This window comes from Streptomyces olivochromogenes (genome assembly GCF_001514115.1).
Classification (GTDB): domain Bacteria; phylum Actinomycetota; class Actinomycetes; order Streptomycetales; family Streptomycetaceae; genus Streptomyces; species Streptomyces olivochromogenes.
Genome location: NZ_KQ948473.1, coordinates 71,588 through 93,117 on the forward strand (window position 1 = coordinate 71,588; position 21,530 = coordinate 93,117).

A 21,530-nucleotide genomic window follows, 5' to 3' on the forward strand; every position below is an offset into this window, starting at 1 on the left:
GTCCATGGTCCGGGGGAGGCGGGGGAGGGGGCGCGGCATCTGGGGGGTGCCGCGCCCCCGACGCGGTCGAGCAGAATGGGGCGGTGACGCCAGTTCAGGACACCCCACCGTCTCCGAGACCCGACGATCCGACACCACGCGGGCGTCGCCCGGGAGTTGTGCCGCCCATCGTGTTCGGTGGTTGTCTGGTGCTGATCGGGGTGTGGCTGCTGCTGGGGCCCATGCTCGGAGCCCGGCACGAGGAACGGGACTTCAGGGCCGCGGTCACCTGTCCCGAGGAGAGGGACTCGACGGGTCCCGAGGACTGTCTGCGTACCGTGGGCGCGCGGATCGACCACACCGAAGTGGTGACGGGCAACAGGTCGGCGTCGTACTGGCTCTACGTCACCGAGGCCGACGGCAAGGGCGACCGCACGCGGATCAGCGATTCCGGTCCGAAGTCCCCGAAAGCCTGGTCCGGGGTGCGGGTCCAGGTCACCCAGTGGCGGGGGAAGATCCGGTACGTCGACTTCCCTGCCGGGCGCCGGTACACGCAGGCCGACCCCCGCGACCGCTATCGGCTCTTCTACGCCGGAGGCCTCGGTCTCGGCCTCTTCGGCGTGGGAATCGTCCTGAGCGTGTTCTGGTGGTCGCGGGTGTCCGCCGTCTCTCCCCGGAGCTACCCCTGGCAGATCACGCCCGCCGCGACGGGCCTGCTCGTCCTCGTCTGCGCCGGTGTCGTGGCGCCCCTGGCGGTCGACGGGGTCGGCGCCCCGCTGCTGGTCGCCGCGTCGGCCGCGGTCCTCGTCCTGGTCGGATGCGCCGGGGCCTACCAGCTGCTGCGGCGGCGGCACCGGAGCGGTGACGACACCGTCGTGGTGACGCCGAAGGTCCCGGAGACGGAGCAGTGCTTCCAGGGTGGCGTGCTGGCCGAAGGCGGCGACAAGCGCTATGGCGGGGGCGGCTATCTGGTGGCCGGCCCAGGCCTTCTGGTGACGACCCCGGACCCGACCGGCAAGTTCGCCCGCCGGACCGTACCCGCCACCGTGGCCCCTCAGCGAGTACGCCCGCCGTACTGGACGGATCCGCACGGCGGCAACTACGGCACCGACACGCTGGTGGTGGAATGCCGGGACGGCGACGCCCCGGTACTCATCGTGACGAAGAAGGAGAACGTGCCCTGGATACTGGGGGCACTACAGCCACCAACCACGCCATCCTGAGCGACAACGGGCGCCGCGGGTCGGCCCGGCAGAAAGTGGCCTCGGCGCCTTCGGGAATGCCCCTGGCGCGCCTGTCGAAGGGGGCCTGGGTGACCGTGCGGCGCACCCCCGGCGGGGTGGACGCGGCGTCCCGTCCCGGGTCCCCCAAAGCCTCTTCACGCCTCTCCAGGGATCCGCCCTGACCTGGCCTTTCGTGGCTTTCGGGCCTACCGTTCCCCCCATCCTGGAAGGGGACCGTATGGACCGGAACATACGCACCGTCGACGATGTGCTGAAGCTGCTGGACGGCCTGTTCGAGCCGGGGGCCGATCGGTGGACGGCGGGTGGCGCCGCCTGGTGGGACGGCTTCTACGCCGACCGCTCCAAGCCCGTACCGTTCTTCGTCGCGAAGCCGGACGAGAACCTGGTCGGATACCTCGACAAGAACCTGATCGCCCCGGGCCGCGCCCTCGATCTGGGCTGCGGGCCGGGGCGCAACGCCCTTCATCTGGCCGCCGCGGGCTTCCAGGTGGACGCGGTCGACCTCTCCCCGACGGCCATCGCGTGGGCCGAGGACCGTGCGCGCGAGGCCGGGGCCGAGATCCGCTTCCACTGCGGTGACGCGTTCGCGCTCACCGACCCCGGCTGGGGCGGCCCGTACGACCTCGTCCACGACTCGGGCTGCTTCCACCATCTGCCGCCGCACCGCCGCATCAGCTACCTCGCCCTGCTCGATCGCGTCCTCGCCCCGGGCGGCCACCTCGCCCTCACCTGCTTCGCCGCCGGCGCGATGGGTTCCGAACTCCCCGACGAGGCCTTCTACCGGCAGTCCGCACTGCACGGCGGACTCGCCTACACACCGGAGTCCCTGCGCTGGGTCTTCTCCGACCTGACCGAGGTCGAACTGCGCCGCATGCGCGACGAGCCGCCCGAGTCCGGGCTCTTCGGCGAGCCCTTCCTCTGGACGGCCCTGTTCCGCCGCGACGGGTGACCCCCTGGCGGGGTCGGCTACTTGTACGCGCCGAACGCCTTCGAGAACGCGCCCGCGTCCTGCACGACCGAGCTGCAGGTCGCGTCGGCGGAGTTCTTCGCACCGCCCGGGCACTGCTTGTCGCGGGTGGCGGACCACATGGAGAGCCAGCCGAGGCCCTTCGACTTGGCGAAGTCGACCAGTTGGGTCGCGTCCTCGACCTTGAAGGTCTCGGCGGCGACGTCGTTGACCCCGATCATCGGGGTGACGGCGACGGTCTTCCACGCCGCGCTGTCCGACAGCCCGAGGACACTCTTCACCTGGGCCTGGGTGGCGGTGGCGGCCTGCTCGGCGTAGGTGCCCATGTCACCGTTGTACGAGGGGCCGTAGTCCATCGCCATGATGTTGACCGCGGAGATCTTCACGCCGTTCGACTTGGCGTTGGAGACCAGGTTCACGCCGTCCTGGGTCAGGCCCTCCGGCATGACGGGGAGGGTGAAGGACACGTCCAGGCCCGGGTGTTGCTGCTGGAGCTTCGCGATCGCCTTCGCCCGGTTCGTGTTCGCGGTCGTGTTCGGCAGCGCGCCGCCCTCGACGTCGAAGTCGACCTTCGTCAGGTTGTACGCGTCCACGGCCTTCCCGTACGCCGCCGCCAGCGCGTCCGCCGACGAGCAGGTCGTCGCCAGCTCCGAGCCCGAGGCGCCGCCGAAGGACACCCGGACGTCGCCGCCCTTCGCCCGCAGCGCGCCGATCTGCGACGCCACGCCGTCACTGGCGAGGTCGGTCACCCCGCCCCACTTCGGCGTACAGCCGCCGCCGTCGGTGATGAAGGCCAGGTTGTAGTCCTTCACACCGGTGGCCGTGGCGCTGCCGACCAGGTCGAAGGCAGGGTAGAGGGAGGTGTCGACGTACGGCGCGAAGCCCGCGCCGGTCGTCGTGCCACTGCCGGTGGTCTGCGAGGCGGAGGGAGTGGGGGTGGGCGTCGAGGTGGGAGTGGACGTGGGGGTCGGGGTCGACGTGGGGGGCCGAGTGGCGGTGGGTGTCGGGGTCGGTGACTGGGTCGGGCGGCCGCTCGGCTCCGGCGTCGCGCCGTCGTCCACGGAGCACTTGGCGCCGTCGATGACACAGCCCTTCGGGTCCGCGGTGCCGTTCACGACGAAGCCGACGGTGACCGACTCACCGGCCGCCAGCCCGTCCTTGTCCCAGGACGGCGGCTTGACGGTGACGTGCTGCCCGCTCACCGTCGACGTTCCGTTCCACAGCGAACTGAGCCCGGCACCCGACGGCAGGTCGAACTCCAGCGTCCAGTCCCCCTTCGCCTGGCCGGTGTCGTTGGTGATGACGTACTGCGCGGTGTAACCCGTCGACCAGTCACTGGTCTTGGTGTACGCGGCACCGACGCCGGCCGCCAGCGCGGTCCCGGAGAACAGGAAGGCGCCACCACCGACCACGGCCGCGGCGACGATCCCGCCTATCGCCTTGTTCCTGCCACTGACCTTGCGCCGGTGCGTAGTGCTCATCGCGTGTGCCTGCCTTCGCCGTTCACGGGGGGATGCGGCAGCACGCTAGCGATCCGAAACCGGGCAAAAGGCCTGATCGGGGCACCCGTTGGCGATCTTATGGTGCGCTTAAGGAAGGCATCGGGGACGGTTAAAGGTAGAGACCAATTCGCTTCACACCCGGCTCGCGCCCACGCCCCGCCTACGACGCCGCACGGACCCCCTGTGCCCGCGCCGCACCGGAGCCCGCCCGTCCAGCTGGATCCATATGCGCACCTCGGTGCCGCCCAGCACCGACGAACCGATCCGCACGTCCCCGCCCGTCGACTCCGCGAGCCGGCGCACGATGTCCAGGCCGAGGCCGGTCGAACCGTCGCTCCCGGAACCCTTCCCGCGCGCCATCGCCGCCTCCGGGTCCACGATGCCCGGGCCCGCGTCCGACACCAGCACGATCACCGCGTCCTCGCCGTTGTGCACGTCGACCGCGAAGGCCGTGCGCTCGGGGGTGTGCCGGAACACGTTCCCGAGGAGTGCGTCGAGCGCGGCGACGAGGTCGGCCCGGGCGACGGGTATCCGTACGGGACGGTCCACTCCCGCGACCCGCACCTTGCGCCCCTCGTCCTCGGCGAGCGCCGACCAGAAGTCCATCCGCTCGCGGACGACCTCGGACGCGTCGCACCCGGCGCCGATGACGGTCGCCGCCGTCTGCGGCTTGGCCTCCCGGGCCGTGCGGATGATCGTGTCGACCTCCCGCTCCAACTGCGCCACCGCCGCCCGCGTCTGCTCGGCGGCCGGCCCGTCACCGAGCGAGGCCGTGTTGAGGCGCAGCACGGTCAGCGGGGTGCGCAGGCGGTGCGAGAGATCAGCGGCCAGCTCCCGCTCGTTCGCCAGGAGTTGTACGACCTGATCCGCCATCGAGTTGAACGCCACCGCCGCCAGCCGCAGTTCGTTCGGCCCCTCCTCGGGCACCCTCGCGCCGAGCTTCCCCTCGCCCAGCTCGTGCGCGCCCTCGACCAGCCGCTGTGCAGGCTGCACCATCCGTACCCCCAGCCGGTCGGCGACCGCGACCGAGCCGATGATGAGCGCGACCCCGACCGCGGCGAGCACCGCCCAGGCGGTGCCGACTCCGTTGCTGACCTCGGACTCGGGGACGTACACCTCGACGACCGCGATCTCGCCGGAGCTCAGCGCGGTGGGCTGGAGCAGGATGGAGCCGCCGGGGACCTCGGTGGTGGAGGCCCGGCCGATGTTGCGTGTGGTCGCGATGTCCTTGGCGGCGGCGCGCTGCCGTCCGATGTCGACCGCCTTGGCGCCGTCGCTCGCCGGTATGTGCACGGCCATCCCGTCGTCCGAGCCGGCGGAGGCGACGACCCGCTCCAGCTGGTCCCGGTCGGTGGTGATGGACAGCGCGGGCGCGATGGCCGCGGCCTGCCGCTCGGCGTTCGAGAAGGCGCGGTCCCTGGCCATCTCCTTGATGACGAGGCCCAGGGGGACCGCGAAGGCCACCACGACCATCGTGGTCACCGCCACGCACACCTTGACCAGTGCCCACCTCATCGCGGCGGCTCCAAGCTCGGCGGCTCCAGCTTCACGCCGACCCCGCGGAGCGTGTGCAGATAGCGCGGCCTCGCCGCCGTCTCGCCCAGTTTCCGGCGCAGCCACGACAGATGGACGTCGATGGTCTGATCGTCCCCGTACGACTGCTGCCACACCTCGGCGAGCAGTTCCTTGCGCGCGACGACGACACCGGGCCGCCCGGCGAGAAACGCGAGCAGGTCGAACTCGCGCCGGGTGAGGTCCAGTCGGGCGCCGTCCAGCTCGGCCTGGCGGCGCAGCGGGTCGATGGACAGGCCGCCGACCCGGAGGACCGGCGACGCGGGCGTATCCCCTGTCGCCCGCGAGCGGCGCAGGACGGCGGCCATCCTCGCGGACAGGTGCTCGACCGAGAACGGCTTGGTCAGATAGTCGTCCGCCCCGTCGTTCAGCAGGCGGACGATCTCCGTCTCGTCGTCCCGCGCGGTGGCGATGATCACCGGGACGTCGGTGATACCGCGCAGCATCTTCAGCGCCTCGGCCCCGTCCAGATCGGGCAGTCCGAGGTCCAGGATGACGACGTCGAAGGAGAAATGGGCAACCTCGCGCAGCGCCTCAAGGGCGGTGCCGACACTGCGCACCGTGTGTGCGGCTTCGGTCAGATGCCGGATGAGAGCGCTGCGTACGAACTGGTCGTCCTCGACGACGAGCACACTTGCCATGCGCCGCACCGTACGCCATCTGTGCGATGCCGGTCCGGTGCCTGTGGACAACTCGGGCCGCCGCCCTGTCCGGAGACACGGGAGACACCCGTGGGGCGCGTGAGGCAGTATGGCTGGCGATGCTCAGAGGATTCGTACACGTACTGGCTTGGTCGCTCGCCACGGGCGCGGCGGTCACGCTGTCGTGGTGGGGCGTGCACACGGTCATGACGGGGACGGCCTACGATCCGCCGCGCGCGCTGCCCATCATGGTGGGCGGGGCGGCGACACAGGAGGCCAAGGCGCTTGCCTCGTCGACGAGTCGGCCGTCGACGAGCCCGAGCCCCTCCGCCTCGAAAACGACGGCGAGTCCGCGGCCGAGCGCGACGCCGGTTCCCTCGACATCGCCCTCCGCCGACCCGAGTCCGAGCGCCTCCGCACCGGTGGGGCAGGTCAAGAGTTACGACACCGACGGGGGGCGGGCCGTCTTCGATCTCGGCACGACCTCCGCGACGCTCGTCTCGGCCACGCCGGGTTCGGGGTGGTCGATGCAGGTGTGGAAGACGGAGTCGTGGATTCGGGTGGAGTTCACTTCGGGGGCGGACCGGGTGTCGGTGTTCTGTACGTGGCACGACGGGCCGCCGCGGGTGGAGATCGGCACGTACTAGCTCCGCCGGCTTTGCGGGTCGGGTGCGGGTGGTTCGTGGCTGGGCGCGCCCACGCGGCGGAGCCGCATATGTTCACAGCCTCGCGCCCCTCTGGGGCGCGTCATACTCACCGGAACACAGAAGCCGGCGGGGCCGGGGATGCCACCGCCGCCGCGTCCAGCACCGGCAGCGCTCCCCCGGTGAAGTCGGTGAGTTGTCTGCCGTGTTCGAGTCTCGCCGGGTGGGGGTCCGAGGCGGCACGGCGGGTGAGTTCGGCCAGGGGCAGGGGGTGGCCGGAGGCCACGAGGACGGCGTTGCCGAAGCGTTTGCCGCGCAGGACCGTGGGGTCGGCGATGAGGGCGAGTTCGGGGAAGACGGTCGCGGCGGTGGCGATCTGGCCGCGCAGGTGGGCCAGCGGGGGGCCGTCGGCGAGGTTGGCGGCGTACAGGCCACCGGGTTTGACGGTTCTGCGGACGTCGGTGAGGAACTCGACCGAGGTGAGGTGTGCGGGGGTACGGGCGCCGCTGAACACGTCCGCTATCACCAGGTCCGCCCAGCCGTCGGGGACCTTGGCGAGGCCTTCGCGGGCGTCCAGGGAGCGCACGCGGATACGGGCGTTCGGGTCCAGGGGGAGTTCGCGGCGGACCAGTTGGACGAGGGCCCCGTCGCGTTCGACGACCTGCTGGGTGGAGCGGGGGCGGGTCGCGGCGGTGTAGCGGGCGAGGGTGAGGGCGCCGCCGCCGAGGTGGACGGCGTGCACGGGCTTGCCGGGCGGGGCCACGAGGTCGATGACGTGACCGAGGCGGCGCTGGTACTCGAAGCTCAGATGGGCCGGGTCGTCGAGATCGACGTGGGACTGCGGGGCGCCGTCGATGAGGAGGGTCCAGGCACGCGGGCGGTCCCGGTCGGGTATCAGCTCGGCGAGGCCGCCCTCGACCGTCTCGACGACGGCGGCGGCGGACGTCTGCCCGCGGCGCGAACCGCGCGACGCCTCACGCGCCGCGCCCTGCGCGTCGTCGGACCGCTTGTTCCTCGACCTTCCCATCCTGCCATTATCAGGGCGTACAGGGAGGTCGGCGCAGCGGCAACCCGTGGGGGCGCCGCCCGGTGTCTCTGGTGTCAGCGGCAGTTGTCCGCGGCCTCGATCAGCCGGGCCGCCTCGCCCAGCGCCGCCCGCAGCACGGTCGGGTCGGTCGCGAGGTCCGCGTCGCCGGGCGGCAGCAGCCAGTCCGAGCCCTCGACCGGGGGCTCGGGTGCCACCAGGCTGAGGCCGCGGCCGTTGGTCTGGGTGCAGGTGCTGCCCGGCATGTCCCATGCGTCCGCGGTGCCGGGCGGCACCAGGAAGCCGAGGGTGTCGCAGCCGTCGTCGAGCAGGACGGGCCCGACGGAGTCACAGGACCCGCGGCGGAGGATGTCGACCGCCTCCAGCCCCTGGCGCGCCGGAACGGTCACGAGGTCGCAGTCGGCGACCGGCTCCGGTGGGGCGTCGCACTCGGGGGCCGGCCTGTGCTCGGCGGTCGTCAGCGGCGTACGAAACTCGGTGCTCTCCATCCCGGCCTCCAACACGGAACCCCTCCTCCTGCACGAGTGGGTCGGGAGTTCGGGTGCGCTCCCGGTCCACCGGGTTCAACGCGTCAGAACGTCAACGGCTACGGCATAACACAGCCGCAAAGGATGGCAGTTCATGGCAGATCGTGGATGAGATATCCGTTTTGTAGCTAAACCCAGCGTGGCGACGCCGTCACAGCAGGTACGTTCTTGCTCCGCCGGGACGAGGCGACACACGCCGCAACACGGACAACTCACCTTGAGTCCGGCATGGTTCGACGGTTCGTAAGAGAGGGCCCGGCCATGGCGTCGTCAGCGGTGACCTCATCCCAGTCCCCCCGGCCACCACGGCCGAATCTCGCCTTCCGGCGGCTGCGCGGACAGCGCTCGCCGGGCGAGTTCGCCGCGGCGGTACGGAGGGCCGCGCGCGAGATCGGGGAGCGGGTCAGCTGTGACGCGCGCTACATCGGGCGGGTCGAGGCAGGCGAGATCCGCTGCCCCAACTACGCGTACGAACGGGTGTTCTTGCACATGTTCCCCGGCCGCACGCTGACCGACCTGGGCTTCTCGCCCCGCTCGTCCGTACGCGGCCGAGGGGCGCGCGACACGGACGAGGCGCCCCCTCCGCACACCACGAGCCCGACGCACACCACCGGTGAGACGGAGGAGACGTACGAGACGTATGACACGCAGGACCCCTACGACACGCACGAGAACCACGAGGAGAGCGACGTGCAGCGTCGCGCATTCATGACTGGAGGCACCGCCACCGTGGCGGCGGCCTCACTGGGCCCCTTCGGGGTCACCTTCGGCGCTCCGGCCGCGGCCGCGGACCGTCGTGTCCACCGGGTGGGGACGTCCGAGGCGGGCGCCCTCGAAGAGGCCGTGCGCCGGATCCGGCTGCTCGACGACCGACACGGGGCCGACGGCCTCTACCGGCGGGCCGCGGCGCCGCTGCGGACGGCCTACGAACTGCTCGACGCGGGCACCACCCGGCAGACCACCGCCGACCGCCTGTACGCGGGGGCGGGCGAACTGGCGATCTCGGTGGGCTGGTTGGCACACGACTCCGGGCGCTTCGAGGACGCGCGCTCGCACTACGCCGAGGCGCTGGCGACCGCCCGGATGGCCGGCGACCCGGCCCTGGAGGCGCACGCCTTCTGCAACACGGCGTTCCTGGCACGCGACGCGGGGCGCCCGCGCGAGGCGGTGCGCGCGGCGCAGGCGGCGCAGCGCGCGGCACGCCCGCTCGGCTCCCCGCGGCTGCTCTCGCTGCTCGCGCTGCGCGAGGCGGGCGGCTGGGCCGGACTCGCCGACCGCCCGGGGTGCGAGCAGGCGCTCGTCCGCGCGCAGACGCTCTTCGAACGCGGCCCCTCGGAGACCGATCCCGAGTGGATGACCTTCTACGGAGAGGCCGAACTGGAGGGTCTGGAGGCGCAGTGCTGGTCGACGCTGGGCGACTGGACCCGCGCGGCCCGGCACGCCCGGCGCGCCGCGCACCTCCAGGACCCGCACTTCACCCGCAACATCGCCCTCTACACGGCCGAGCTCGCCGACGACCTCGCGCGCGGCGGCCGCCCCGACGAGGCCGCCCTCGCGGGTCTGCGCGTCCTCGACCTGCTGGGCGAGGTCCAGTCGTCGCGCATCCAGACCATGCTGGCGGGCACCGCGCGCGTACTGCTGCCGCACCGCCGGGCGTCGGGTGTGTCGGCGTTCCTCGAGCGCCACGCGAGTCTGCCGCGCATCGTGTGATCCCGGCCGCCGGTCGGCGCTTACGGGGTCAGGTGCCCGCAGTCGTTCCACGCCTCGATCGCGGGCTCTCCGTAGGCCCAGCCGAGCACCGACAGCGAGGTCGGGTTGAGGCGGATACGGGCCGCGAAGTCGAGCGGGAGGCCGAGCCAGCGGGCGCCGATCGAGCGCAGGATGTGCCCGTGCGCGAAGACCAGCACATCCCGGTCCTCCGCGCGGGCCCAGGCGACGACCTCGTCCGCGCGCGCGGTGACCTGCTCCAGGGTCTCCCCCTCGGGGACGCCGTCGCGCCAGATGAACCAGCCCGGGCGCACGGCCTGGATCTCGGCCGGGGTCATGCCCTCGTACGCGCCGTAGTCCCACTCCATGAGCGTGTCCCAGGTGGTGGCACGCTCGCCGAAGCCGGCCAGTTCGCACGTCTCACGTGCGCGTGCCAGCGGACTGGTGCGCACCTCGACCCCCGAGAGCCCGTCGAAGGGCGCCCGGTGCAGTCGCTCCCCCAGCACCTTGGCGCCGCGTCGGCCCTCTTCCAGGAGCGGGATGTCGGTCCTGCCGGTGTGCTTGCCGGACAGTGACCACTCCGTCTGACCGTGCCGGGCCAGCAGGATGCGCGGTGCCATGAAGAGAAGCCTTTCCGGTTCGCGTGAAGAACGTACGGGACGAGGAGGAGACGCGGACCTGAGAGATGGGTCATTCCATCATGTCTCACCCCCGCGCCGGGCAACCCGGCGGGCGATCTCCGCGTCTTTGACGACCAGGGGGGCGCCTCCTTAAGCCGTTCACATACACCGTAAAATCGGATGGCCCTGTCACCGGGGCGCAATCGGCTGGTCACGTAAGCAACAACCACAGGTCACGCAAGCAGATGGGGAGGGCGATCGGATGCCGCAGACCGATGCACGGCGAACCGAGGCGGCACCACGCGCCCGGCTCAGCCGGTGGACCGAACTGCGCACCGCCGCATCGCACACCCGGCTGCGCTGGTGGACCGAGCTGCCACTGCTCGTGATGGTGTACGGGTCGTACTCGGCGGGCCGGCTGCTCGCCCGGGGCGACACCGACGACGCCGTCGGTCACGGCCTGGAGATCCTGCGCATCGAGAAGGCCCTCCACCTCAACGCCGAGCACCCGCTGAACCGGTTGTTCACCCGCGAGGCCTGGCTCGGCGTCCCCGCCGACTTCTGGTACGCCTCGCTGCACTACCTGGTGACGCCCGCGATCCTGATCTGGCTCTTCCGCTCCCGGGCCGTGCGCTACCGCGCCGCCCGCACCTGGCTGATGACATCCACGCTGATCGGGCTGATCGGCTTCACGCTGCTGCCGACCTGCCCGCCCCGGCTGCTCTCCGCGGGCCACGGCTTCGTCGACACGATGGCCCAGTACAGCTCGTACGGCTGGTGGGGCGGCGAGGCGAGCGCACCGCGCGGCCTCGGCGGCATGACCAACCAGTACGCGGCGATGCCCAGCCTGCACGTGGGCTGGTCGCTGTGGTGCGGAGTGATGCTGTGGCGCTACGGCCGCACACCCGTCGTCCGGCTCGCGGGCATCGCCTATCCGCTGCTGACCACGATCGTCGTGATGGGCACCGCCAACCACTACTTCCTCGACGCGGCGGCCGGCGCCGCGGTGATGGGGATCGGGCTGCTGCTGGCCCCGTACGTGATGCGGCTCGCGGACCGTGTGCGGGAGCTGTTCAGTGCCCGCATCCCGTGGGCCGCGGGCGCCTCGCGCGACGCACGTTCCTCAATTGTCAGTGGCGGATGCCAGACTTCCACGGGTGAGCGAATTCCCCGACAGCGCGAGTCCCGAACCGGGCACGAAGCCGAGCCGGGTGCCTCCCCCAAGGATGCCGGGGAAGGTGCTGCGGCAGCAGCTCGCTGAGCTGCGCGGTTCCGCCGTACCGCCCAAGGCGCTGGACGCGCGGGCCCTCGCGGCGCTCGCCGCGAACCCAGGGTGTGATCGACGCGCCCTGTTGGACGGCGCGGGCGTCGACAAGGCGAAGCTGGCGGACGCGCTGGGCTCGCCGTCCGCCTTCGGCCAGTCCCAGTTCGCCTTCATGCGGGGGAACGCGTTCGAGGCGCGGGTCAAGGCCGACGGCGGCGCGGAGCTGCTGCGGCTGGTGCACGAGAAGCTGGACCCGGGCGCCGAGCCGCCCGCGGCCGGTGTCGTCCCGGACCTGAGCGCGGTCGGCCCCGAGGGGCGCGCGGCCCGTACGGCGCTCGCCCTGCGCGAGGCCACCACGGCCGCCGCCTGGACCCTGCTCGACCACCCCATGCTCGCCCTCGACGTCGCGGGCTCCCCCGCCTTCCTGGAGCCGGACGCCGTAGTCGTCCACCCCGACGGAAGCTGGACGGTCGTCGAGATCAAGTCCTTCCCGATGCTGGACGGCTCCGCGGACCCGGCGAAGGTGGGCGCCGCCGCCCGCCAGTCCGCGGTCTACGTGCTCGCCCTGGAGGAGGTGGCCGCGCGCCTCGGCGCGGGGCCGCAGGGGCGTGGCGCCCAGGACGGCGGCACCGCCCCCGACGTTCGCCACCGGGTCCTGCTGGTCTGCCCCAAGGACTTCTCCAACCTGCCCACCGCGTCCGCCGTCGACATCCGCAAGCAGCGCGCGGTCACCCGCCGCCAGCTGGCCCGCCTCACTCGCGTCGAGGACATCGCGGACGCCCTCCCCGAGGGCACCTGCTTCTCCCCCGACCTCCCGGCCGCCGACCTGACGACCGCCGTCGAGTCCGTCCCCGCGACCTACGCCCCCGAGTGCCTGGCCGCCTGCGAGCTCGCCTTCCACTGCCGCGACCGCTCCCGCGCCGAAGGCGTGGTGACGGCCCTGGGCCGGTCGCTCCGCTCCGAGCTGGGCGGGCTGACGACGATCGGCGAGGTCCTGGCGGCGGCCCACGGCGCGGCCGGGGACCCCGACGACCCGGCGGTCGTGGCCCTGCGCAGGGCGGCGGCGCTGCGGTCGGAGGCCCTGCGGGGGCGCGCGACGCCTCCCGCCGGCCGGCAGCAGCCGGCCGGCGAAGTCCTCCCGGAGGTGGCCCCTTGTCGCTGATCGCCACCCTTGCCCGGCTGGAGGCCGTCGAGAGCGGGCGGGCCCAGCCCCTCGCCACCGTGCGGCACCGGCATCTCACCGAGCGGCCCCTGGTGTTCGTACCGCTGACCACCGCAGGTGAGGCCGGGGCCCCGCTCGGGGCGCTGGTGGGCACGGACCGGGACGCGCCCCGCCTGCTGTTCGTGCCGCAACCCCGGGACCGCGACCTGCGGTTCGCGTTCCTCGCGGAGCTGGCCGATGTCGTACTGCCGTACGTGGACACCTACGCCGACGCCGTCGAGGCGGCCGAGCGCAGCGAGACCGATCCCGAGACCGGCAAGCGCGTCAAGGTCGAGGTCGAACTGTGCGCGGACGCCCCCCAGCTGATCCTGCCGAGCCGCGCGGGCGTGGAGTTCGTACGACTCCTCGGCCGCTCCACCCGGTTTCGGCGCACCGCGGAGCAGGAGCCGGAGGCACCCCATCCGGCGCCGCCCCGGGTGCCGTTGCTCGGCCGGTGGCTGACGCACTTCGGGGAGCGGGCCCGGGTGCCCGGCTCCGCCCTGCTGCTCGCCCTCACCGATGTACTGTCGCGGCACTGGGCGACCGGCCAGAGCAGTCTGGAGGACCAGCACCTGGGGGCGCTGCTCGCCTGGATCGACCCCCCGGAGGGTGCGTCGGGCGCGGCGGCCGCGCTGCGGGCCGAGTTGCGGCGCGATGCCCGGGGACAGCTCGTGTGCCCGCCCGCGGGACCGGCCACCGACCCCGCCTTCGACAACAAACTGCTCGCTCCCGCCATCGAGCGCTACGACCGCGCGCGGACCGCCCTCGCCGCCGCCGAGGACGGCTTGCAGGCGGACGACCGGCTCGGTGAACTCACCGCCGCCGAGCGGGAGATCCGCGCTCTCGTCGAGCAGGTCACCCGGCCCACCTGGGACGCGGTGTGGCGCGGCCTCGACCTGCTGCGGACGCTCCCCGAGGGCACCCACGCGGCCGACCGGTGGACCCGCGACCGCTGGTCGTTCACCGGCCACCGCGACCGGATCACCGCGGGCGAGCCCCCGCAGCCACGCCGTGACGACGCGGTCACCGCGGCGAACAAGCTGGCCACACGCGAGCGCGAACAGGCCCGCCTGGACGCGCAGGAAGCCCTCGACGATCCGCTGGTCATGGCCGGGCGGCGGCTGGTCGGGGAGGCCTTCGCGGGTGAGGTCACGGACGTCGTCATGGCGTACAGCGAGAGCAAGCGGCCGAGCCCCCGTCCCCTGGTGACCGTACGCACGGACGACCGGCCGCACCTCGGGGAGCGGACGAAGGTGTACCGGTCGCTGGGCGGGAAGCCGCAGGCGGCCGAGTTCGTCGGGTACGAGGAGTCGTCGGAGGGCGACGGTCTTGTGGTCCTGCGGATCGTCGACAAGATGGGGCGCGGCAAGGAACCCGAGACCGGGTCCGTGCCGGAGAAGGGGGACCTCCTCTGCTTCACGCTCTTCGAGCACGAGCAGCGGGGCGGCGCGAAGCTCCCCGACCCGGAGGAGACCCCGTGGACGCACGGCGGACCGCCGGGCGAGCCCGACGCGGTACCGCAGCCGGACCCGGTGACCGAGGAGGACATGCTGTGACCACGGCCTTCGATCCCGCAGCCGCGGCCGGCCGCGCCACCGACGCGATCCTGGACGACACCCTGCACGGCACGCACCGCGGCATCGTGGTCGACTCGCCCCCGGGTGCCGGGAAATCCACCCTCGTCGTCCGCGCGGCGCTCGAACTCGCCTCAGCGGGCCGCCCGTTGATGGTCATCGCGCAGACCAACGCCCAGGTCGACGACCTGGTGCTGCGACTCGCCGAGAAGAACGGGGAGCTGCCGGTGGGACGCTTGCACAGCAGCGATCCCGACCCTTACGACAAGGCTCTGGACGACCTGCCGAACGTACGCAAGTCGACCAAGGCCGGCGATCTGGCCGGCCTGGACGTGGTCATCTCGACCGCCGCCAAGTGGGCCCACGTCAAGGGGGTCGAGCCGTGGCGGCACGCGATCGTCGACGAGGCCTACCAGATGCGGTCGGACGCGCTGCTGGCCGTGGCGGGGCTCTTCGAGCGGGCACTGTTCGTGGGCGACCCCGGGCAGTTGGACCCGTTCGCGATCGTCGGCTCGGAGCAGTGGGCGGGGCTGTCGTACGACCCGTCGGCGTCCGCGGTGACGACACTGCTGGCCCACAACCCCGAACTGCCGCAGCACCGCCTCCCGGTGTCCTGGCGGCTGCCGGCCTCCGCGGCGCCGCTCGTCTCGGACGCGTTCTACCCGTACACGCCGTTCCGCAGCGGCACCGGCCATGGTGACCGGCGGCTGAAGTTCGCTGTGGCGTCGGACGGTTCGGGTCCCGACCGGGTCATCGACGAGGCGGCGGAGGCGGGTTGGGGGCTGCTGGAGCTGCCGGCCCGGCACACGCCGCGTACGGACCCGGAGGCGGTACGGGCGGTGGCCCAGGTCGTACGACGACTGCTGGACCGGGGCGGGGCGGCCACCTCGGAGCGGGCGGACGAACCGGCGGCGCTGACCGCCGACCGGATCGCCGTCGGCACGGCGCACCGGGACCAGGCGGCGGCCGTACGGGCGGCGCTCGCCGACCTCGGGGTCGCGGACGTCACCGTCGACACGGCGAATCGGCTTCAGGGGCGGGAGTTCGACGTCACCGTGGTGCTGCATCCGCTGTCCGGGCGACCCGACGCGACCGCGTTCCACCTGGAGACGGGGCGGCTGTGCGTCCTCGCCTCGCGGCATCGGCACGCGTGCATCGTGGTGTGCCGGGCGGGGGTGACGGAGCTGCTGGACGACCATCCGTCGACGGAGCCGGTGCAGCTGGGGGTCACGGTGAAGTTTCCGGACGGCTGGGAGGCCAATCACGCGGTGCTGTCGCATTTGGCGGAGCATCGGGTGCTGTGGCGACCGTAGATCCACCCATGGATCCACAGCGGATCCATGGGTGCAGGCCGTGGGTCCGGCTGGCACGGTTGTGCGGGTCCGCTCACACGGGCCTACTTGCGCGGACGGGGGAGAATGGACGTTGGCCCACCCACGAAGCGGGCCCCTGAACCGTACGAGGAGGAGAAGACATGGCGGAGCCCACGCCGCGTCGGAACGAACCGCGGCTACGCCCCGCGCCCCTGCTCTTCGAGCCCGCGGAGGCGGCCGGTGATCCGGAGCACTTCTTCGATCTCGAGTCGATCGACGACCCTCGGGCGCTGCTGGCGCGGGCCACGGAGCTGACGCTCGCGTTTCGCGCCGCGGCCGATCGGGCGCTCGAGTTCCAGGCGATCGCCGCCGCGCAGCTGGCCGATCCTCGGCGCTTCGATCGGCTGACGCCGGCTTCGATCGCGGAGCGGGCCGAGTGGACCGAGGACTACGCGAAGAAGATGATCGAGTTCGGCCGGGATCTGTTGCGGGGGGCCGAAGGGGACGGACGGGGGCTTGGGCACGGGGTGGGCGACCATGCGTGAGTCGGCCGTTTCGGTGTAGTCGCGGGGCTCGCCCGCCCCCGCCGCCCGGGCCGGTCGCGCAGTTCGCCGCGCCCCTGAAGGTCTAAAGGCCAGGCCTGGCATATGCCGCGAGGGCAAGGTACTCCTCCCCCGGCGTTCTGTCCCGGGTTCTCGCAACTCTCGGGGGGCGGGTGCTTACCGACGGTAGATCTCATAGCCATGAGCAGCACACGGAATCCGGCAAGCTCCGCCGCCCCGTTGCCCGACCGGTTCGACGTCAGCGGCGTCACCCCGGACGGAGCCGCCTGGCTCGCCTCGGCAGGAACGTATCCGCGCAGCACCCTCACCCTCTGGGAGGAACGCCCGACCGCCCCGGTCGTCCTGCCCTGCGGCACCGCCTTCGACATCGTCAACGTGCCCGCGATCTTCGGCCGGCGGATGCTCGACCAGCTGTGGGACGAGGGGCCGGGCTCGGGCCCGGTGGCCGTGCACCGCGGGCGGACGCTGCTGTTCAGCGCACCGGGCACCGCACAGCGCCTGCCGTCGCTCCTGGAGTGGGAGGAGTGGGGGGCGGGCGAGTCGGGGGGATCCGGGCGCGTCGACGCCATTCCTCCGCTGCTCTGCCACGGGGTCGGCGACGCGGTGACCGTGCCCGCCCTGAGCCCCGTCGCCCACCTCGCATCCCGCTGGCTGGTGGCCCCCGACACCCGGCATCCGTGGCTTCCGGGGCCCGAGATCCTGGTGTGGGCGGCCGTCCGGGCGGCCCGCACGGCCGCCTCCGCCGCGGTGCGGATATCGATTTTTCCTCCCGCCGATCAGGATGCTAAGGTCTACGACGTCAGCAGGCGCCGCTAGCTCAGTTGGTTAGAGCAGCTGACTCTTAATCAGCGGGTCCGGGGTTCGAGTCCCTGGCGGCGCACAGACGGTGAGAAGCCCCTCGCGAAAGCGAGGGGCTTCTTGCGTGTCCGGCTCCGCGTGGGCGAGGGGCTCAGCCTGTCGTGATCTTCACCGTCCACGCCCCGGACGCCGTCCGGTCCTCGACCTCGACACGCACCTTCTCGCCGGGGACCGTGAAACTCTCCCCGAGTCCGACCGGCGCGTCCGCCAGGGGCGGGTAGACCGATTCGCCCCAGCAGGACTCGGAGTGCGGGTGGGCGTCGACGACCTCGACCGGGCCGCCGCCGGAGTCGGCCTCGCTGCGGATGCGGTAGATCAGGACACCCTGGGTGCAGGTGGCGCCGTCGTTGCCCGTCGAGGTGCGCGCCTCGAAGGCCAGCGCGCTGTCGGGCCCCGTACGGACGACCGCCAACTTCGTACCGCGACCGGAACCGAAGATGCGCGCCCCTGGGGCCGAGGTGGGCAGGACCGCCCCTGAGACCGACAGGGACGGGGCCGAGGCCGACAGGGCCGAGGCAGGCAGGGACGGGGCAGGCAGGGACGGGGCAGGCACGGACGGGGCAGGCAGGGACGGGGCAGGCAGGGCCGAGGCCCGCGCCCGGGAGCCCGGGGCGGACTTCCCGGAGACGGAGCCCGAGCCAGGCGTCCCGGGACCGGGAACCGACCCCCCGGACGCCGAGGCGGAGCCCTCCGAGTCCGAGGTCGGCCCCCCGGAGCCGAGAGCCGGTGCCGGACCGGCCTGGGCGGCGGTGCTCGCGACGGAGACCGGCGCTCCCGACGCCGCCGTCCCCACGCCGCCCGTCACCGGACCCGACCCCAGCGGCTCCAACGTCAGTCTCGTGGTCCCGTGCTCCCGCAGACAGGCCACCTGGCGTGTTTCCAGCCAGCCCAGTTTCCACTTGTGCCAGCCGAACAGATCGGGGGCAAGGCCGAACTGGCTGCCCATGAGGTCCCAGTCGCCGACATAGGTGTCCCAGTCGCCCTTGCCGTCGGTGGGGCGATGGTAGAGGTCGGGCAGGTCGAAGACGTGCCCCGTCTCGTGGGCGAGGACGAGGCGGTCCGGCGGGTGCTTCTCGAAGACCGTGACGACGCGGCGGAGGTCCTTGCCGTCAGCCTCGATGGGGGTGTCGAGGTTGACGACCTTCGTCGCGTCGGAGTCGACGCCCGGCGCGTCCGGGTCGGCCACGAAATAGACGATGTCGTAGCGGGAGAAGTCGACCCGCCGGTCGGCCGCGGCGACCGCGTCACGCAGATAGGCGCCGCGCCGCGCGGCGTTCCAGTCCCGCTTTATGGCGTACGAGGTGGACGCGTGCGGCATCCGGATCCAGTCGCGCTGCGGATGCGGGCGCAGCGTGAACCTGCCGTACGAGGCGCGCTCGAAGAACTGGCTGGTGGCCGGGAAGTAGTCGGCGGCCAGTTCGGCGGGCGTGGTGCGGGGCCGGGAGTCCGGGAAGGACAGATAGACGAGCACCGCGTCGAGGGGGCGGATGGGGCGCGGATAGTCGGCGTTCCAGGTGTCCAGGCCCTCCGAGTGGTGGGCCTCGGAGCGCCTCAGGGCGCAGGGGGAGAAGAGGGGTTCGGCGAGGGCGGGGCCCGTGATCAGGGAGGTCGCGGCCAGCGCCGTCATGGAGGTGAACACGGCCGCGGTGCTGCGCCAGCGCGGCGCACCCTGACGGACGAAGGCCCGCAGCGCATCCGGACGAGCGAAGGCCCGTGGCACGCCCGGACGAGCGAGGACCCACGGCACGCCGAAAACCGTCAGGACGTCAGGAACCCGCGAAACGCCACGGGTTCGACGCCGCCGGGCCTCTCGGGCGAGACTCCTCGGGGGGCGCTGACGCGGCACGTCGACCTCCGGATGCGGTTTTCGGGACACCGCACCCAGCCTGGGTTACTTCGTGACACTTTGCCCTGTTTGTCTGCACCAGAAGAGTGAGGGGCCATGACCAGCCGAAACCCCGAACGACACCCCGAACACTCACGGAACGTCACATGCGATCGCCAGGCACAGGAACCGGTCCAGATGCAGGCAGAAACGATCTGTCAGAACCGGTGGTTGTTCCGGGACACTGGACTATGGCTGGAAGGCTCCGGAACCAGCCTCTATGATCGGCACACTTTCCTGCACGGACACGGCTTGTTCGGCCGTCCAGCACCGGCCGACCACCCGAGAGACCCATACGAAGAACGAGTGCACTGCGGGAGCGAGCGGTGAGCGGAACGTCCGAAGGGCCGACGCCCACGGCAGATCTCATCCGGTCGGCCGTCACAGAGCGTCACATCGACACATCTCCGCGTACGTCTCCTCGTACGTACGCCGGGGTGCCTCCCAGCGCATCCGTCTCCGCCGTTTCACCCCCCGGCGCATCCCCTTGCGCCGGGTCCTCTCCCGGCACGTACGCCCCGGCGGAAACACCTCTCGGCACCCTCGACGCGCCTGAGTCCCCCCTCGACACGCCCGCGTCCATCCCCGACACGCCCGAGTCCATGCCCGGCGTTTCCGAGTCCGTCCCCGATGCGTCGTTCGTCCCGTCCGATACCCCGTCCGCCATCCCGTCCGCCGGGACCTCGGCATCTCCCGGTGCGTTCCGTGCCGCCTTCGGCGCCGCGCCCCTTCCGATGGCCGTGGTCGACCGCGAGGGTCTGGTCGTCATCGCCAACGAGTCGCTCGGCGCGCTGCTCGGCGCCGGATCGGCCGCGCTCGTGGGGCGGATCGCGGCCGATCTGGTGGATCTGGCCTCCGACGCCCGTACCTGGCACGCGTACCGCGAGGTGCTGCGTGGCCGGCAGGCCCGGCTGCGCTGCACCCGCCGACTCAAGCACCCCGACGGGCACTCGCTCTGGGTGCAGGTGACGGTCGCTCCGCTGCCCGCGCAGGAGGAGGCGGTCCTGCTGTCCATCGCGGACATCAGCGCCCGCCGTGAACTCCAGGCGCGGCTGCGGCACTTGCAGATGCACGACCCGGTGACCCGGCTGCCCAACCGCACGCTGTTCTTCGAGCGGCTCTCGTCCGCCCTGGAGGCGGAGGCGTACGAGGAGGGCGGCACCGGCCGGATCGGGCTCTGCTATCTGGACCTGGACGGGTTCAAGGCGGTCAACGACACGCTCGGCCACCGGGTCGGCGACCGGCTGCTCGCTGCCGTCGCCGAACGGCTGACGCGCTGCGCCGACGAGGCGGGTTACGCCCGGGGGGCCACTCCCCTGGTCGCCCGGCTGGGCGGCGACGAGTTCGCGCTGCTGGTCGAGGACTCGACGGGGACGGACCAGTTGGCCGACCTCGCCGAGTCCGTCCTCAAGTCACTGCAGGCGCCCTTCGACCTCTCCGGGCAGCGGCTGTCGGTCTCGGCGTCGATCGGGGTCGTCGAGCGGCGCGCCGCCGGGACGAGCGCGACCCATCTGATGCAGGCCGCGGACACCACGTTGTACTGGGCGAAGGCGGACGGCAAGGGCCGCTGGACGCTGTTCGACCCCGAGCGCAACGCCCACCGGATGACCCGTCAGGCGCTCTCCTCCACCCTCCGGGCGGCGATCGACCGGAACGAATTCGCCCTGGAGTACCAGCCGTTGGTGGGCATGGAGGACGGCGGGGTGCGCGGGGTCGAGGCGCTGGTCCGCTGGAACCATCCGCAGTTCGGCACGCTGACGCCGAATCGGTTCATCGGATTGGCCGAGGAAGACGGTTCGATCGTGCAGCTCGGCCGTTGGGTACTGGCCACGGCCTGCCGCCAGGCCCGCCGTTGGCAGCTGGACCATCCCGACGCGGTGCCGATCTTCGTCAGCGTCAACGTCGCCGTACGGCAGGTGTGGGACTCCGACCTGGTCGCGGACGTGGCGGAGATTCTCGCGGAGACGGGTCTCGCCCCGCATCTGCTCCAGTTGGAACTGACGGAGTCGGCGGTGATGGGTTCGGCCGGGCGGCCCCTCCAGGCCCTTCAGGCCCTCAGCGACATGGGCGTCCGCATCGCCATCGACGACTTCGGCACCGGGTACTCCAACCTCGCCTACCTCAGCCGCCTACCGGTCTCCGTCCTGAAGCTCGACGGCTCCTTCGTGCGCGGCTTCCAGTACGAGGGGCCCGACGGCGGTGCCGGCGGCTCCCATCCCAACCCCGCGGACGAGGTCATCGTCGAGGCCCTCATCCAACTCGCCCACCGGCTCGGCCTGACGGTCACCGCCGAGTGCGTGGAGACCGCCTCCCAAGCCACCCGGCTGCGCGGGATCGGCTGCGACACCGGGCAGGGCTGGCTGTACTCCCGCCCGGTGGCGCCGGATCGTATCTCCGCCTTGTTGACCGCGAACTCCTGACCGC

Annotated in this window: 18 protein-coding genes and 1 tRNA gene; 12 read left to right on the top strand and 7 right to left on the bottom strand. The window is 72.2% G+C overall.

What is annotated here, in order from left to right:
• Positions 1-158 precede the first annotated feature (158 nt).
• On the top strand, positions 159-1,202 hold the full coding sequence (locus AQJ27_RS41290) for a hypothetical protein (protein WP_067380953.1): 1,044 nt from the start codon (positions 159-161) through the stop codon (positions 1,200-1,202).
• 238 nt (positions 1,203-1,440) lie between these two features.
• On the top strand, positions 1,441-2,172 hold the full coding sequence (locus AQJ27_RS41295) for a class I SAM-dependent methyltransferase (RefSeq protein ID WP_067380956.1): 732 nt from the start codon (positions 1,441-1,443) through the stop codon (positions 2,170-2,172).
• Positions 2,173-2,189: 17 nt separating this feature from the next.
• Here the strand turns inward: AQJ27_RS41295 and AQJ27_RS41300 are convergent, their stop codons facing one another.
• The 3 genes from AQJ27_RS41300 to AQJ27_RS41310 form a co-directional block, all read right to left on the bottom strand.
• A complete protein-coding gene (locus AQJ27_RS41300; RefSeq protein WP_067380959.1) occupies positions 2,190-3,671 on the bottom strand; it encodes a glycoside hydrolase family 18 protein in 1,482 nt (493 codons plus the stop codon).
• Positions 3,672-3,824: 153 nt separating this feature from the next.
• The gene (locus AQJ27_RS41305) at positions 3,825-5,207 is read right to left on the bottom strand and encodes a sensor histidine kinase (RefSeq protein WP_067380962.1); all 1,383 of its coding nucleotides are present in this window, start codon (positions 5,205-5,207) and stop codon (positions 3,825-3,827) included.
• Positions 5,204-5,905, bottom strand: coding sequence for a response regulator transcription factor (locus AQJ27_RS41310; RefSeq protein WP_067380965.1), 702 nt, complete (start codon positions 5,903-5,905; stop codon positions 5,204-5,206). Before AQJ27_RS41310 ends, AQJ27_RS41305 begins: the two co-directional genes overlap by 4 nt.
• Positions 5,906-6,024: 119 nt before the next feature.
• Here AQJ27_RS41310 and AQJ27_RS59275 point away from each other — a divergent pair, with 119 nt between their 5' ends.
• Entirely contained in the window at positions 6,025-6,552 is a 528-nt protein-coding gene (locus tag AQJ27_RS59275; protein ID WP_079065644.1) for a hypothetical protein, read from the top strand.
• 106 nt (positions 6,553-6,658) lie between these two features.
• On the opposite strand, the gene AQJ27_RS41325 is transcribed toward AQJ27_RS59275, so the two are convergent.
• Both AQJ27_RS41325 and AQJ27_RS41330 read right to left on the bottom strand, forming a co-directional pair.
• Positions 6,659-7,576, bottom strand: a complete 918-nt coding sequence (locus AQJ27_RS41325) for a spermidine synthase (protein WP_067380974.1) — start codon at positions 7,574-7,576, stop codon at positions 6,659-6,661.
• A gap of 74 nt (positions 7,577-7,650) precedes the next feature.
• A complete protein-coding gene (locus tag AQJ27_RS41330) occupies positions 7,651-8,082 on the bottom strand; it encodes a hypothetical protein (protein WP_235613791.1) in 432 nt (143 codons plus the stop codon).
• A gap of 300 nt (positions 8,083-8,382) precedes the next feature.
• Here AQJ27_RS41330 and AQJ27_RS41335 point away from each other — a divergent pair, with 300 nt between their 5' ends.
• Positions 8,383-9,831, top strand: coding sequence for an NsdA family TPR-like regulatory protein (locus tag AQJ27_RS41335; RefSeq protein WP_067380977.1), 1,449 nt, complete (start codon positions 8,383-8,385; stop codon positions 9,829-9,831).
• Positions 9,832-9,851: 20 nt separating this feature from the next.
• Here AQJ27_RS41335 and AQJ27_RS41340 read toward each other — a convergent pair whose 3' ends face one another.
• Positions 9,852-10,448, bottom strand: a complete 597-nt coding sequence (locus tag AQJ27_RS41340) for a histidine phosphatase family protein (RefSeq protein ID WP_067380979.1) — start codon at positions 10,446-10,448, stop codon at positions 9,852-9,854.
• Between the two features lie 262 nt (positions 10,449-10,710).
• Between AQJ27_RS41340 and AQJ27_RS41345 the strand changes: the two genes are divergently transcribed.
• From AQJ27_RS41345 to AQJ27_RS41375, 7 genes are all read left to right on the top strand, one after another.
• Positions 10,711-11,709 carry a phosphatase PAP2 family protein gene (locus tag AQJ27_RS41345; RefSeq protein WP_079065645.1) on the top strand — a complete coding sequence of 333 codons (999 nt, stop codon included), beginning with the start codon at positions 10,711-10,713 and terminating at the stop codon, positions 11,707-11,709.
• On the top strand, positions 11,660-12,874 hold the full coding sequence (locus tag AQJ27_RS41350) for a hypothetical protein (RefSeq protein ID WP_067380982.1): 1,215 nt from the start codon (positions 11,660-11,662) through the stop codon (positions 12,872-12,874). Before AQJ27_RS41345 ends, AQJ27_RS41350 begins: the two co-directional genes overlap by 50 nt.
• Entirely contained in the window at positions 12,865-14,469 is a 1,605-nt protein-coding gene (locus AQJ27_RS41355) for a hypothetical protein (RefSeq protein ID WP_067380985.1), read from the top strand. The genes AQJ27_RS41350 and AQJ27_RS41355 overlap by 10 nt, the downstream gene beginning before the upstream one ends.
• A complete protein-coding gene (locus AQJ27_RS41360) occupies positions 14,466-15,800 on the top strand; it encodes an AAA domain-containing protein (RefSeq protein WP_067380988.1) in 1,335 nt (444 codons plus the stop codon). Before AQJ27_RS41355 ends, AQJ27_RS41360 begins: the two co-directional genes overlap by 4 nt.
• Positions 15,801-15,961: 161 nt before the next feature.
• On the top strand, positions 15,962-16,345 hold the full coding sequence (locus AQJ27_RS41365; protein WP_054232844.1) for a hypothetical protein: 384 nt from the start codon (positions 15,962-15,964) through the stop codon (positions 16,343-16,345).
• A 198-nt stretch (positions 16,346-16,543) separates the two neighbouring features.
• Positions 16,544-17,179, top strand: a complete 636-nt coding sequence (locus tag AQJ27_RS41370) for a bifunctional DNA primase/polymerase (protein ID WP_067380991.1) — start codon at positions 16,544-16,546, stop codon at positions 17,177-17,179.
• Positions 17,170-17,243 (top strand) — tRNA-Lys (locus AQJ27_RS41375). Before AQJ27_RS41370 ends, AQJ27_RS41375 begins: the two co-directional genes overlap by 10 nt.
• Before the next feature lie 69 nt (positions 17,244-17,312).
• Here AQJ27_RS41375 and AQJ27_RS41380 read toward each other — a convergent pair.
• Positions 17,313-18,848, bottom strand: coding sequence for a M6 family metalloprotease domain-containing protein (locus tag AQJ27_RS41380; RefSeq protein ID WP_235613795.1), 1,536 nt, complete (start codon positions 18,846-18,848; stop codon positions 17,313-17,315).
• Between the two features lie 584 nt (positions 18,849-19,432).
• Between AQJ27_RS41380 and AQJ27_RS41385 the strand changes: the two genes are divergently transcribed.
• On the top strand, positions 19,433-21,526 hold the full coding sequence (locus AQJ27_RS41385) for an EAL domain-containing protein (protein ID WP_425275261.1): 2,094 nt from the start codon (positions 19,433-19,435) through the stop codon (positions 21,524-21,526).
• The last annotated feature ends 4 nt before the right edge of the window (positions 21,527-21,530 follow it).